Raw genomic sequence first — 13287 nt, forward strand, 5'->3', positions numbered from 1 at the left:
AGCCGGAACCGGCAAGGTGAAGCCTTGCACCGGTGCCGGACCTGGTGGCTAGACTTGCGTCTTGCGCCCGCGCCCGCCATAAGCGCTAGCCTAAGCACGATTTTCCGGCGAGACCCGCGGGCGGGCTTCTCCGGAAAATCGTGCATGTGTTCGATATCTTGCAGCTTGTTCTTGATCGCGCCCGTGGCTCGATCAAGAACAAGCTGCTTGGACAATAATGGAATCCTCTCGCCATGACGAAGTTCGTGGAGCGCGTCTTTTCGGGCGTTCAACCGACCGGCAACCTGCATCTGGGCAATTATCTCGGCGCGATCCAGCGCTTCGTCGAGATGCAGAAGAGTCATCAATGCATCTATTGCGTGGTGGATCAGCACGCCATCACGCTCTGGCAGGATCCCAAGACCCTGAGCAGCGCCATCCGCGAGGTCACCGCCGCCTTCCTGGCCGCGGGCATCGACCCGAAGGCCCACATCGTCTTCAACCAGAGCCAGGTGGCCGAGCACGCCGAACTCGCCTGGGTGTTCAACTGCGTGGCCCGCATGGGCTGGCTCAACCGCATGACCCAGTTCAAGGAAAAGGCCGGCAAGGACAAGGAGGCGGCCTCGGTGGGCCTGTTCGCCTATCCCACGCTGATGGCCGCCGATATCCTGGTCTACCGCGCTACCCACGTGCCCGTCGGCGAGGACCAGAAGCAGCATCTGGAGCTCGCCCGCGACATCGCCGCGAAATTCAACAATGATTTCGGCGACTCCATCGCGGCCAATGGCTTCAATGATGGCTTCTTCCCGCTGCCCGAGCCCCTGATCCAGGGCGCTGCAACCCGCGTGATGAGCCTGCGCGACGGTTCCAAGAAGATGTCGAAATCGGATCCCTCCGATTTGTCGCGCATCAACATGACCGACGATGCCGAGACCATCGCCGCCAAGATCCGCAAGGCGCGCACCGATCCCGAGCCGCTGCCTGGTGAGGAGGAGGGGCTGAAGGGACGTCCCGAGGCCGACAATCTCGTCTCGATCTTCGCGGCCCTGTCGGGACGCACGGTCGCGGAGGTTCTCTCCGAGTTCGGCGGTGGCCAGTTCTCGACCTTCAAGACGGCGCTCGCCGATCTCACCGTTGCAAAAATCTCGCCGATCACCGCCGAGATGAAGCGCCTGATGGCCGATCCCGGCCATATCGACGCGGTGCTGGCCGAAGGCTCGGAGCGGGCGCGCGCGATCGCCGCCCCGATCATGGCCTCGGTGAAGGACATCGTCGGCTTCATCCGGGCGAAGTGAGGCCGAGTGAAGTCAGGCATTGTCCGGAAAGTAGCTGAAACGCCGCCTTCGTCATGCCTGGCAATGACAAAGGCCAAGTCAATTCGATCCGTTTATTGCGGACGAACTCCGACGGGTTGTGGGAAGGGACCGATATGCTGAAGATCTGGGGCCGCGCCAATTCCTCCAATGTGAAGAAGGTGCTCTGGTGCGCCGAGGAACTCGGGCTCGCTTATGAGCGCATCGATGCGGGCGGCGCTTTCGGCGTGGTCAACGATCCCGCCTATCGCGCGCTCAATCCCAACGGGCTGGTGCCCTGCATCGAGGATGACGGCTTCGTGCTGTGGGAATCCAATGCCATCGTGCGTTATCTGGCCGAGGGCGATGCCGAGCGCCGGCTGGTGCCGGCAACGCGCCAGGCCAAGGCTTCCGCAGAGCGCTGGATGGACTGGACGACCTCCACCATCGCCGCTCCCTTCCGCGACGTGTTCTGGAACGTCGTGCGTCGTACCGCCCAGGACCGGGTCGAGACCGAGCTCTCCCGGGGCCTCGACAGCTGCAGCCGCCTTCTGGCCATCGCCGACAAGGCCTTGGCCAGCCAGCCTTTTCTGTCCGGCGAGAAGTTCGGCATCGGCGACATCCCGCTCGGCTGCAGCGCCTATGGCTGGTTCAACATGGCGATCGAGCGGCCTGATCTGCCCCATCTTGCCGCCTGGTATGAGCGCCTGACCGAACGCCCGGCCTATCGCAAGGCGGTGATGATCCCGATGACCTGACGAACGGGAACTCCCCGGCCGACATTCGCGTTACCGAGCCGACCATGATTGTCATGGTCGCTCGGGGAATGTGTCCATGTTGTCTCAAGTGATCTCGCTGCTGATCGGCGTCTTCGTCATCGGCCTCGTCTGCTGGCTATTGCTGTACCTGGTCGACCGCCTGCCCATGGAAGGGCGCTTCAAGCAGATCGCGCGCATCCTCATCATCGTCATCGCGGTCCTCGCCATCGTCCAACGCATCGTGGTGCTGCTGGAGCCGGTACCGAGCCTGTGACGAGCAGCCTCATGATCGAGAACGTGCGGGACGCATCCTTGTCGAACATGGGTTGCCCGGCGTGGGGCATCCCGATCGGGGGCGCAGCCGACATGTTCGGGAAAACCCTGAAAAAGCTGCGGGATGGCTTGCCTTTCGCCTGAGCAAATTGCATGGTCTTCGCCCTTTTTCCACCGTTTGCGGCAGCTCGGTCCGCTTGCGGGTCGCTATGCCAGGACGCACTCCATGAAGGTTACGCTCGAACGGACTGCCCTTCTCAAATCGCTGGGCCACGTCCACCGCGTCGTCGAGCGGCGCAACACCATTCCGATCCTGTCCAACGTGCTGATCGAGGCCCAGGGCGCCAGCCTGCTCTTGAAAGCGACCGACCTCGATCTGGAGGTGGTGGAGTCCTCTCCTGCCGATGTCACCATGGATGGTGCGACCACGGTGCCGGCGCATACCCTCTACGATATCGTCCGCAAGCTCCCCGACGGGGCCCAGGTCTCGCTGGAAGGCGGCGGCGAGGCGACCCAGCTGATCGTGCGCTCCGGCCGCTCGCGCTTCACCCTGCAGACGCTGCCGCCTTCGGATTTTCCGGACCTGGCGGCGGGCGAGTTTCCGCATAATTTCCAGCTCAAGGCCGCCGATCTGCGCAAGCTGATCGAGAAGACCCAGTTCGCGATTTCCACCGAGGAGACGCGCTATTATCTCAACGGCATCTATCTGCACACGCTCGAAGTCGAGGGCGAGACCCGCATCCGCGCCGTGGCGACGGACGGCCATCGCCTCGCCCGCGTCGAATTGCCGGCGCCCGAGGGCTCCAACGGCATGCCCGGCGTGATCCTGCCGCGCAAGGCGGTGGGCGAGATCCAGAAGCTGATGGAAGACGCCGAGGCCATCGTCTCCGTCGAGCTTTCCCAAGCCAAGGTCCGCTTCACCATCGGCCCGGTGGTGCTGACCTCCAAGTTGATCGACGGCACCTTCCCCGATTATGCCCGCGTCATTCCGGTTGGCAACGACAAGTCCCTGATCGTCGAGCGCGCGGACTTCACCGCGGCCGTCGACCGCGTCTCGACCATCTCCTCCGAGCGTGGCCGCGCCGTGAAGCTGTCGCTGGCCGACAGGCGCCTCGTCCTCACCGTCACCAACCCCGATTCCGGCACGGCGACCGAGGAGATCGAGGTCGATTACGACGCCACCCCGCTCGATATCGGCTTCAACTCGCGCTATTTGCTCGATATCGCGGCGCAGCTCGACGGCGATACCGCCCTGTTGAAATTCGCCGATCCGGGTTCGCCGACCCTGGTGCAGGACCGCGAAGGCGCCGCCGCCCTCTACGTTCTGATGCCGATGCGGGTGTAATCCGCGATTTGCCTTCTCCGCGCAGCGGGGAAGGTGGCGGATACTCGTGACGTCGGCCTTGCAGGCGATGGCGCTCGAAATGCGGTGTGCCGATCTCCAGATCGGCATCTGACATGTTGGCGAGCACAGCGGTTCCAACAATGCCGATCTGGAGATCGGCACACCTGTTTCATGCTTGTCCCTGCAAAATTAGCGCCGGGAGCAGGATGCCTGCGATCCCAAAAATGATCTCGCCCCGCATCACCCGCCTGATCCTCACCTCCTTCCGGTCCTATCCGCGGCTCGATCTTGCCGTGGATGCCGGCATGGTGGTGCTTACGGGGCAGAACGGCGCTGGCAAGACCAACGTGCTCGAAGCCATCTCGCTGTTCACCCAGGGCAAGGGCTTGCGCCGGGCGGATCTCGAGGACATGGCCAGCGAGGACGGGCCCGGCAGCTTCGCCGTCGCCACCGAGATCGAGGGCGCGCTCGGGCCGACCCATCTTGGCACCGGACTGGAAGGCCCCGACAGTGGCCCGCGCAAATATCGCGTCGACCGCCAGCCTGTGTCCTCGGCCACGAGCTTTGCCGATCATCTGCGCCTGGTCTGGCTGACGCCCTCGATGGATGGCCTGTTTTCCGGTTCCGCCGGGGAGCGGCGGCGCTTCCTCGACCGGCTGGTGCTGGCTGTCGATGCCGGCCATGGCAGCCGGGTCAATGCGCTCGAACGCGCCTTGCGCTCGCGCAACCGCCTGCTGGAGGATCCTCGTGCCGATCAGCGCTGGCTGGATGCCGCCGAGCATGAAGTCGCCGATCTCGCCATCGCGGTGGCGGCATCACGGGCCGACACGGTGCGACGTCTCGCCGGCCTGATCGATGAGGAGATCGATCCCGCCTCTCCCTTCCCCCATGCCCGCATCGCCCTCGACGGTGCCATCGAGAATGCCGTGCTGGACGAACCGGCCCTGGCCGTTGAGGAGCGCTATCGCCAGATCCTGCGCGAAGGCCGTTCCCGGGACCGGGCGGCCGGGCGTACGCTCGACGGGCCGCATCTGACCGATCTCCTCGTCGTGCATGGCCCAAAGGGCATCGCCGCCGAGCGTGCCTCCACCGGGGAGCAGAAGGCCCTGCTGCTCGGCCTGGTGCTGGCCCATGCCAGGCTGGTTGCCCGTCTCGCCGGCATGACGCCGATCGTCCTGCTCGACGAAGTCGCCGCCCATCTCGACCCGATGAGGCGCGGGGCACTCTATGACCGGCTCGAGAGCTTCGGCGCCCAGGTCTGGCTGACCGGGGCCGATCCCTCCGCCTTCGAGGCAATCGCTGGCCGCGCTGCCGTCTATCGGGTCACGCCGGGGCGGGTCGAGGGGTGAGGAAGTTTCTGCAAACAAGGGCTCTGTCATCCCCGGCACGGCCTTAGGCCGTGCCGGGGATGACAATCCTCTCGATGCGATTGTCGCCGAGTGGTTCCTGACGTCGGCGCCTTTGCGAACGTGGCGACGCAATGACGGTCAATGCTTCAGCAGCACGTCGAAGCGGGGATTGATCTCGTCGAAGATCGGCAACGAGGCTGCGCCCAGCACCACGGTGTGATGGCCTACGGAGCCCGCCATCAGGCGGGGGAGGCTGCGGCCGCTGCGCGAGCCCACCGACATCGGCAGCGGCATGGCCTTCTCGATCAGGCTGGCCAGCACGCTGGCCGGTGCCAGCCCACCGAGCAGGATGGTTTCCGGATCCAGGGTCGATTCCAGGATGTTGACGGCACTCGCAAGAAAGGGCGCGGCCTCCTCAACCCAGCGCTCCACGGGAGCGGATATCGCGCCATCCAGCTCGGGGAGGACAGGGGAGCCGGGCTGGTCGGCCAGAAATTCCTGGGCTGCGCTCAGGGAGAGATAGCGCTCCAGGCAGCCGCGATTGCCGCAGGGACAGGGCTTGCCGTTCGGCATCACGATCATATGGCCGATTTCGCCGGCATTGAGCGAGGCGCCGCGCCAGGGCTGGCCGCCGAGGAAGACGCCGGCGCCGAGCCCTTCGTCCAGGAACAGGAAGACGAAACTGTCGATTGCCCGGGCGACGCCGTGCAACCGCTCGCCGATCGCTGCCGCCATGGCATCGTTCTCGATCTGCACCGGCTGTTCGAGAGCCTCCGCGATATGCCGCCTGGCATCAGGATCGTCCCATCCGGGCAAAGTGGTCGGGCCCGCCGTGGTGATGGCGCCGACCCCGAAGCGCACGGGTAGGGCGACCCCTGCACCGAGCAGGCGCGAGGCGGGAACGCCGGCCTCCTCGATCAACGCATCGGCAAGCTGCCGCAAGGCCGGCGCTGCGCTGCGGGGAGAGGGGCGCTGGGCGGGAATCTCGCGGATGGCGACAGGCTTGCCGGTGAGGTCGACCAGGGCCGCGATGATGGCGCTGTGGTCGACATGGAAGCCGAGCGACCACGCGCCCTGAGGGTTGATGGTGTAGGGGATGGAGGGCTGGCCCCGTCCCTCGCGCTTGGGTGCGCCGGGCAGGAGGAAGCCGGCTTGCTCCAGTTCCTCGACGATGTTGGAGATCGTCTGGTTGGTCAGGGCGGTCTCCCGGGCGATCTCTGCCCGCGACACCGGCCCCAGCCTGCGCACCGTGTCGAGCACGACGCGCCTGTTATGGGAGCGGGTGAATTCGAGATTGGTCCCCGCAACACTTCGGCCCGGTTGGGGCGCCTTGTCCGCCTCGCGCCTTGCCATCTCAGCCACCCCCTAGAGCAAAACGCGCTCAGATGAGAACGCTTATTTGCTCTAACTCTTTGTTTCGACGCGTCTTTGCGATTCTAGGTGATTCCGTCAAATCGCAAAACGCTTTCCCGATTTCGTAGGCAACTATGGCAGCATGTTTACATTCAAACAAATTGAGTTAATAATTTTTCCGGGTCGCAGAAAATGACCGGGAGCCATCGAGAACTCTCCGCGCCCCTGAACTATGCAGGGCGGCCACCGGTCGCCGTTCGAATTGCAAGCGGGAGATGATTGCAATGTCTGGAATTCACAAATCGGTCCTGGCTGGGCTGGCAATGACGGCCCTGGCGGGATTGTCGCCGGCAGCCGCGGAAACGCTCAATGCCCTGTTCATGGCGCAGGCCGCCTATAGCGACGCCGACGTCAAGGCGATGACCGCCGCCTTCGAAAAAGAAAATCCCGGCGTTACCGTCAATGTCGAATTCGTGCCCTACGAGGCCCTTTACGACAAGATCGTCGCCTCCAAGGCCGCTGGCGGCGCCGGCTATGACGTCGTGCTCTACGACGTGATCTGGCCGGCCGCCTTCGCGCAGAACGGTGTCCTGGTCGACGTCACGGACCGGCTGAAGGATCTCGACCGCTCCAAGGTATTCGACGGGGCCTGGGCCACCGTGAATTATGACGGCAAGACCTATGGCATGCCGTGGATCCTCGACACCAAATATCTGTTCTACAACACCGAGATCTTGCAGAAGGCCGGCATCGCCGAGCCGCCGAAAACCTGGGATGAGCTGGCCAAGGATGCCAAGATCATCAAGGACAAGGGCCTGGTGCAATATCCCATCGTCTGGAGTTGGTCGCAGGCCGAGGCGGTCATCTGCGATTATGTGACCCTGACGGCGGCCTATGGCGGCAAGTTCTTCGAGGGAGACAAGCCGGTCTTCGACAAGGGCGGCTCGCTCGATGCCGTCACCTACATGGCCGACAGCCTCAAGAACGGCCTCTCCAACCCCAATTCCAAGGAATATCTGGAAGAGGACGTCCGCAAGGTGTTCTCGGCTGGTGATGCGGCCTTCGCGCTCAACTGGACCTACATGTATGCCAAGGCCAATGACCCGGCCGAAAGCAAGGTGGTCGGCAAGGTCGGGGTGGTGCCGGCTCCCGGTGTCGAGGGCAAGAGCACGGCCTCGGGCGTGAATGGCTCGATGGGGCTGGGCATCACGGCCGGTTCCTCCAAGCCGGATCTCGCCTGGAAATACATCGTCTATCTGACCTCCAAGCCGGTGCAGAACCAGTATGCCAAGCTCAGCCTGCCGATCTGGAAGGCGTCCTACACCGATCCGGCCGTCACCAAGGGGCAGGAGGGCTTGGTCAAGGCCGCCGATGTTTCCATCGGCCTGATGACCCTGCGTCCGACGGTCGCTTCCTACCAGGAACTCTCCACCATCCTGCAGGCGCAGATCCAGAACGCGCTGGCCGGCAAGGCCTCGCCCGCCGATGCCCTGGCGGCAGCGGCCAAGGATGCCGCGCGCATCCGGTGAGACCTTTACCCAGGGCTGATGTCGGTCGGTATTTGGTACACCGGTGAAGGTCCGGCAGAATGGAGCGCGACCAGCCTTCCCCACGAAGCTGGGGAAGGTGCCCCCGACGTCGTCGGGGCGGATGGGGTGTGGCGGGCAGTGCGATACCTTTGAAAGGCTGGCCGAACGGTGATGCAATCTTGTTGCGTTCAGCCTATTGCCCGCCACATCCCCTCCGTCATTTCTGCGAAATGAACAGCCACATCTTCGAAACGAAGATGTGGCGGCCTCCCCCAGCTTCGTGGGGGAGGCTGGCCACACCTCTTTCTGTCGGGTGCGAAAAGCTGCCCAGACCTAAAGGATTTCCCTGATGATGAGCGGCCGTGTCGGCATGCCCTCACCATGGCTTCTGCTCGGTCCGATGCTGGTCATCGTGTTCGCGGCGGTCGGCTATCCCATCCTGATGACCCTGTGGCTGGCCTTCACCGATACCCGCCTGATGGCGGGGCCGGGGGCAGCGCATTTCATCGGGCTGGAAAACTTCGCCTTTGCCTTTACCGATTCCGATTTCCTCGCCGCGGCAGGTCGGACGATCTATTTCACCGTCGTCTCGATCAGCGCCGAGGCCCTGCTCGGCATCGGCGTGGCCTTGCTGCTCAACGAGAAATTCCGCGGCCGCACCTTCTGCCGTGCGCTCCTGGTACTGCCCTGGGCGGTGCCCACCATCGTCAACGCTTTGATGTGGCGGCTGATCTACCAGCCCGATTTCGGCGTGCTCAATGCAGTGCTGACCCAGAGCGGGCTGATGGAGAGCTATCGCAGCTGGCTCGGCACCGAAGGCAGTGCCATGAATGCGGTGATCGTGGCCGATGTCTGGAAGAACTATCCGCTGGTGGCGCTGATCGTGCTGGCCGCGCTGCAATCGGCACCCTTGGAACTCTACGGCGCCGCCACGCTCGACGGCGCCAATGCCTGGCAGCGCTTCAAGGCCGTCACCTGGCCGGTGATCGCGCCGCCGCTGCTGGTGGCGCTGGTGCTGCGTTCGATCGAGGCACTGAAAGTCTTCGACATCTTCTATGTGATGACACGGGGCGGTCCGGCGAGTTCGACCAAGACCATGAGCTTCTTCGTCTATGAGGAATCCTTCCGCTTCATGCGAGTGGGGTCGGGTGCTTCCTACGCCCTCATCGTGGTGCTGATCTGCATGGTCTTCGTCGGCTTCTACGTCCGGCTGATGCGCAGACAGGAGGCCTGATCATGCAGCGCAGCCCCATCGCAACTTTCTTCCTCTATTGCGGCGTCGCCCTGTTCCTGGTGGTGACGCTCGCGCCGGTGCTCTGGCTCGGCGTGATGAGCATCTCGCTACCGGCCGATCTCACCGCCAAGCCGCTGTCGCTCATCCCGCATCATGTCGACTTCAGCCGTTATGCCCGCCTGCTCACCTTCGAGGCCAACAGCCCGGGCGAGGCCTTCCTGATGGCGTTGCGCAACAGCCTGTTGAGCTCGCTGGGCGCGACGGCGCTGTCGCTGCTGGTGGCGGTGCCGGCGGGCTGGGCCTTTTCGCGCTACCGCAATCGCGGCGTGTCGGTGGTGCTCTACAGCATCCTCGCCACCTATATGACCCCGGCCGTGGCGCTGATCCTGCCGCTCTATTTCCTGCTGTCGATGCTGGGGCTGCTCAACAATGTGTTCGGCCTCATCCTGGTCTATTGCTCGATCCTGACGCCCTTCACCGCCTGGTTCATCAAATCGTCCTTCGATGCGGTGCCCGGCGAACTCGAAAGCGCTGCAGCGATCGACGGCGCCTCGACGCTGCAGACCCTGTGGTGGGTCACGCTGCCCTATGCCCGGGCCGGCGTCGCCACCGCGGCCCTGTTCGCCATCCTGCTGGCCTGGGACGAATTCTTCTACGCCCTGCTCTTCACCTCCAACCAGAATGCCAAGACCCTCACCGTCACCATCGCCGACTTCGCCGCCGGCCGCGCCACGGATTTCGGCCTGGTCTCGGCCGCGGGCCTGCTGACGGCGCTGCCACCGGTTCTGATCGCCTTCATCCTGCAAAAATCACTGGTTGCCGGCCTGACTGCCGGCAGCGTCAAGGGTTGATATCATGAGTAAAATCGTGCCGGGCTCGGGCCTGGCGATGATCGAGGCCGAAATGGCCAGGCAGCATGCCGATGCACTGGCCTCTTTCCATGGCGCCGGGCCGATGGCCGCGCGGCTGGCCGACAGCATCCGCCGTACCGGCCGGCTGACCCTGGCCGCCATGGGCGGCTCGCACTGGGTCAACCGCGCAGCCGCCGTGCTCTATCGCCAGCTCGGCATCGAGGTCGAGACCGAGGTGGTGTCCGAGCTTCTCATCACGCCGCAGCCCGACCGCGAGCGTACCGTGCTGCTGGTGTCCCAGTCGGGCAATTCCGGCGAGATCGTCGCCTATCTCGAGCGTCCGGCCGGCCGGCAGGAGCGCTTCGGCCTCACGCTTGATGCCGATAGCGCGCTCGGCCGCGGCGTGCCCGCCCTTGTCGGTGTCGGCGGGTCGGAAAAAGCCTTCGCCGCCACGCGCAGCCTCCTGGTCAGCCATGCGCTGCATCTTGCGGTGCTCGCCGCATTGGGCCTGCCGGCGGAACCCGCGCTCGCCGTGCTCGATGCCCCCGTCCGGCCCGATCTGGGGGCGGCCCTGTCCGCTCTCGCCGCCAGCACGTCCCTGATCCTCAGCGGCCGGGCCGAACTGCAGGGCGTGGCCGAATCCGGGGCGCTCTGCGTGATGGAACTCGCCCGCCTGCCGGCCCTGGCCCTGGAGGGCGGCCAATTGCGGCATGGCCCGATGGAGATGCTGTCACCGGCCAGCGGCATTGTGCTGCTGCGCGCCGCCGGCCCCTCGGCCGGCCTCGCGCCGGGGCTGGTGGCGGCCTGCCGCGCGGCCGGATCGCCGGTGGTGGTGTTCGACCTCTCCGGTGAGGCCGACATCGCCGATGCTGTCACCATTCGCCTGCCGAGGGAGGAGGGCATGGCGGCCATCTTGGCCGTATTGCCGGCACTGCAGTCCTTCCTGGTGACCTTTGCGGCCGGCCGGGTTACCCAAGTCGGCGAGCCCCTGCGCTCGACCAAGGTGACGACGGAGCTATGAGGGAACCGCTGTTTCTGATCGGCAACGTCAATGTCGATCTCGTGATGGGCCCGCAGGCGCCCTGGCCGCAACCGGGCACGGAAGTGATCGTGCCCGAGAGCGAATTCCGCGTCGGCGGCGCCGCTGGCAATACGGCGCTGGCCCTCGATGCGCTCGGCGTCGATTACCGGCTGATCACCAGTCGCGGCAACGACATGCTGGGCCGCTGGCTCGCCGAACCCTTCGGGGCACGGGCGCTGGGCTGGACCGTGGCCGAGGGGGCGACCACGGTTTCGGTCGGCATCGGCCATCCCGATGGGGACCGCACCTTCTTTACCACCACGGGCCATCTGCATTCATTCAGGCTGGCGCACGTGCTGTCGCAACTCGACGAGAAGGGGGAGGGGTGCGTGGCCCTGCTGGTGGGTCCCTTCGTGATTCCGGCCCTGCTCGCCGATTATGACGAGTTGATCGTCATCCTGCGGCGCCGGGGTTATCGGGTCGCCCTCGATACGGGCTGGCCGGATGGCGGCTGGACGTCTGGGGTGCGGGCGCGGGTCAATGCCTGGATCGGCCATTGCGAGCATGTCCTCATCAACGACATCGAGGCCAAGGGGCTGACCGGCGCCGAGACGGTCGCGGACGCGGCGGAGATGATCCGGCCGCTGCTGCCCCCCGGCGCCAGCCTGGTGATCAAATGCGGGCCGAAGGGGGCCTTGGCCTGGCGTGGGGACGAGCATGTGGCCGTGCCGGCGCCGCAGGTCGACGTCGTCGACACCATTGGGGCCGGCGACACCTTTTCGGCCGGCTATTTCGCCAGCCTGGTCGAGAGCGAGGATCTTGAGAGGGCGGTGACGAATGGCGTGGCGGTCGCCTCGCTGGCGGTCTCGACGCGGCCACGCCGCTATCGGTGAGGGAGGCGCCGCCCCCTTCACACATACCCGCGGCGCTTCACCTCGGCCCAACTGTCGTCGAGCGTCTTCTTGGCGGCGGCGATCAGGGCGTCGACTTCTTCATGGCTGATCACCAGCGGCGGGGCGATGATCAGCGTGTCGCGGGTGGCGCGCATGACCAGGCCGTGCTGGAAGGAGAAGTCACGGGCGATCAGGCCGACCGTGCCGGTTTCCACAGGCCAGGAGGCGCGCGTCTTCTTGTTCGGCGTCAGCTCCAGCGCGCCGATCAGGCCGACCATGCGCGCTTCGCCGACCATGGGATGATCGCCCAGCGCCAGCCACTGCTTTTGCATATAGGGGCCGATATCGTCCTTCACGCGCTCGACGATCTTCTCGTCACGCAGGATCTTGATGTTGGCGATCGCGGCCGCTGCGCAGGCCGGATGGCCCGAATAGGTGTAGCCATGGTTGAAGTCGCCGGCATTGGCGATCACCTCGGCTACCTTCTCGGTCACCATCACGCCGCCGATCGGCAGGTAGCCGGAGGAAATGCCCTTGGCCATCGCCATGATGTCGGGCTCGAAGCCGAAATACTGGCTGCCGAACCATTCGCCGGTGCGCCCGAACCCGCAGATCACCTCGTCCGAGATCAGGAGGATGTCGCGCTCGCGGCAGATGCGCTGGATTTCGGGCCAATAGGTGGCGGGCGGGATGACCACGGCGCCGGCGCCCTGGATCGGCTCGGCGATGAAGGCGGCGATCGTGTCGGCGCCGAGCTCGTCGATGGTGCGCTCGAGCTCGCGCGCCGCCCACAGGCCGAATTCCTCCGGGCTGCGGTCACCGCCCTCGGCATACCAATAGGGCTGGGCGATGTGGACGATGCCGGGGATCGGCAGGCCGCCCTGGGCATGCATCGGCGTCATGCCGCCGAGCGAGGCGCCGCCGATGGTCGAGCCGTGATAGCCGTTCTTGCGGGCGATGATGGTCGATTTGCCGGGCTTGTCCTGGGCCGCCCAGTAATGACGCACCATGCGGATGATGGTGTCGTTGGATTCCGAGCCCGAGCCGGTGAAGAACACGCGGCTGAACTGCGGCGGCGTCACTTCCGCCAGCAGGCGCGACAGCTCGATCGCCGGCAGATGGGTGGTCTTGAAGAAGGTGTTGTAGAAGGGCAGTTCGCGCATCTGCTGCGCCACAACCTCGACGATTTCCTCGCGGCCATAGCCGACATTGACGTTCCACAGGCCCGACATGCCGTCGATGATCTGGTTGCCTTCGGAATCCCACAGATGCACGCCCTTGGCCTTGACGATGATGCGCGCGCCCTCGGCGTTCAGGCCCTTGGTGTCGGTGAAGGGGTGCAAATGATGCGCGGCATCGATCGCACGCAGTTCCGCTGTGGTGAGGTTGGTCTGGTGCAAGGACATGATG

Annotated in this window: 13 protein-coding genes; 11 read left to right on the forward strand and 2 right to left on the reverse strand. The window is 65.1% G+C overall.

The features are described from left to right. The first annotated feature begins 233 nt into the window (after window positions 1–233). From trpS to recF, 6 genes are all read left to right on the forward strand, one after another. Window positions 234–1274, forward strand: coding sequence for a tryptophan--tRNA ligase (gene trpS, locus ACZYTC_RS23065; protein WP_434958200.1), 1041 nt, complete (start codon window positions 234–236; stop codon window positions 1272–1274). A gap of 134 nt (window positions 1275–1408) precedes the next feature. Beyond that, entirely contained in the window at window positions 1409–2029 is a 621-nt protein-coding gene (locus ACZYTC_RS23070) for a glutathione S-transferase family protein (RefSeq protein ID WP_434958199.1), read from the forward strand. Between the two features lie 76 nt (window positions 2030–2105). Then, window positions 2106–2303, forward strand: a complete 198-nt coding sequence (locus tag ACZYTC_RS23075; protein ID WP_434958198.1) for a hypothetical protein — start codon at window positions 2106–2108, stop codon at window positions 2301–2303. A gap of 11 nt (window positions 2304–2314) precedes the next feature. After that, on the forward strand, window positions 2315–2446 hold the full coding sequence (locus ACZYTC_RS23080) for a hypothetical protein (protein WP_454816060.1): 132 nt from the start codon (window positions 2315–2317) through the stop codon (window positions 2444–2446). Window positions 2447–2528: 82 nt separating this feature from the next. Next, complete coding sequence (gene dnaN, locus ACZYTC_RS23085) at window positions 2529–3647, forward strand: DNA polymerase III subunit beta (RefSeq protein WP_434958196.1); 1119 nt, start codon at window positions 2529–2531, stop codon at window positions 3645–3647. 224 nt (window positions 3648–3871) lie between these two features. Beyond that, a complete protein-coding gene (gene recF / locus ACZYTC_RS23090; protein ID WP_488990607.1) occupies window positions 3872–4996 on the forward strand; it encodes a DNA replication/repair protein RecF in 1125 nt (374 codons plus the stop codon). Window positions 4997–5134: 138 nt separating this feature from the next. On the opposite strand, the gene ACZYTC_RS23095 is transcribed toward recF, so the two are convergent. Next, window positions 5135–6349: an ROK family transcriptional regulator gene (locus ACZYTC_RS23095; RefSeq protein WP_434958194.1), complete on the reverse strand. Its 1215-nt coding sequence runs from the start codon at window positions 6347–6349 to the stop codon at window positions 5135–5137. Window positions 6350–6633: 284 nt separating this feature from the next. On the opposite strand from ACZYTC_RS23095, the gene ACZYTC_RS23100 reads away from it, so the two are divergent. The 5 genes from ACZYTC_RS23100 (at window position 6634) to ACZYTC_RS23120 (ending at window position 11877) form a co-directional block, all read left to right on the forward strand. After that, window positions 6634–7878: an extracellular solute-binding protein gene (locus ACZYTC_RS23100; protein WP_488990608.1), complete on the forward strand. Its 1245-nt coding sequence runs from the start codon at window positions 6634–6636 to the stop codon at window positions 7876–7878. Window positions 7879–8230: 352 nt separating this feature from the next. Beyond that, on the forward strand, window positions 8231–9112 hold the full coding sequence (locus tag ACZYTC_RS23105) for a carbohydrate ABC transporter permease (protein WP_434959700.1): 882 nt from the start codon (window positions 8231–8233) through the stop codon (window positions 9110–9112). Beyond that, window positions 9112–9963, forward strand: coding sequence for a carbohydrate ABC transporter permease (locus tag ACZYTC_RS23110; protein WP_441773281.1), 852 nt, complete (start codon window positions 9112–9114; stop codon window positions 9961–9963). The genes ACZYTC_RS23105 and ACZYTC_RS23110 overlap by 1 nt, the downstream gene beginning before the upstream one ends. Before the next feature lie 4 nt (window positions 9964–9967). Then, window positions 9968–10984: an SIS domain-containing protein gene (locus tag ACZYTC_RS23115; RefSeq protein ID WP_488990609.1), complete on the forward strand. Its 1017-nt coding sequence runs from the start codon at window positions 9968–9970 to the stop codon at window positions 10982–10984. After that, window positions 10981–11877 carry a carbohydrate kinase family protein gene (locus ACZYTC_RS23120; protein ID WP_488990610.1) on the forward strand — a complete coding sequence of 299 codons (897 nt, stop codon included), beginning with the start codon at window positions 10981–10983 and terminating at the stop codon, window positions 11875–11877. Before ACZYTC_RS23115 ends, ACZYTC_RS23120 begins: the two co-directional genes overlap by 4 nt. A 17-nt stretch (window positions 11878–11894) precedes the next feature. Here the strand turns inward: ACZYTC_RS23120 and ACZYTC_RS23125 are convergent, their stop codons facing one another. Beyond that, the gene (locus tag ACZYTC_RS23125; protein ID WP_434958190.1) at window positions 11895–13283 is read right to left on the reverse strand and encodes an aspartate aminotransferase family protein; all 1389 of its coding nucleotides are present in this window, start codon (window positions 13281–13283) and stop codon (window positions 11895–11897) included. Window positions 13284–13287: the final 4 nt, after the last annotated feature.

Source organism: Labrys sp. F242 (assembly GCF_057813875.1).

Excerpts from the sequence above, each read along its gene's own strand:
- ACZYTC_RS23120 (WP_488990610.1), top strand. The coding sequence starts at position 10,981 with ATGAGGGAACCGCTGTTTCTGATCGGCAACGTCAATGTCGATCTCGTG.
- ACZYTC_RS23115 (WP_488990609.1), top strand. The coding sequence starts at position 9,968 with ATGAGTAAAATCGTGCCGGGCTCGGGCCTGGCGATGATCGAGGCCGAA.
- trpS (WP_434958200.1), top strand. The coding sequence starts at position 234 with ATGACGAAGTTCGTGGAGCGCGTCTTTTCGGGCGTTCAACCGACCGGC.
- ACZYTC_RS23125 (WP_434958190.1), bottom strand. The coding sequence starts at position 13,283 with ATGTCCTTGCACCAGACCAACCTCACCACAGCGGAACTGCGTGCGATC.
- dnaN (WP_434958196.1), top strand. The coding sequence starts at position 2,529 with ATGAAGGTTACGCTCGAACGGACTGCCCTTCTCAAATCGCTGGGCCAC.
- ACZYTC_RS23100 (WP_488990608.1), top strand. The coding sequence starts at position 6,634 with ATGTCTGGAATTCACAAATCGGTCCTGGCTGGGCTGGCAATGACGGCC.
- recF (WP_488990607.1), top strand. The coding sequence starts at position 3,872 with ATGATCTCGCCCCGCATCACCCGCCTGATCCTCACCTCCTTCCGGTCC.
- ACZYTC_RS23075 (WP_434958198.1), top strand. The coding sequence starts at position 2,106 with ATGTTGTCTCAAGTGATCTCGCTGCTGATCGGCGTCTTCGTCATCGGC.
- ACZYTC_RS23070 (WP_434958199.1), top strand. The coding sequence starts at position 1,409 with ATGCTGAAGATCTGGGGCCGCGCCAATTCCTCCAATGTGAAGAAGGTG.
- ACZYTC_RS23105 (WP_434959700.1), top strand. The coding sequence starts at position 8,231 with ATGAGCGGCCGTGTCGGCATGCCCTCACCATGGCTTCTGCTCGGTCCG.
- ACZYTC_RS23095 (WP_434958194.1), bottom strand. The coding sequence starts at position 6,349 with ATGGCAAGGCGCGAGGCGGACAAGGCGCCCCAACCGGGCCGAAGTGTT.
- ACZYTC_RS23080 (WP_454816060.1), top strand. The coding sequence starts at position 2,315 with ATGATCGAGAACGTGCGGGACGCATCCTTGTCGAACATGGGTTGCCCG.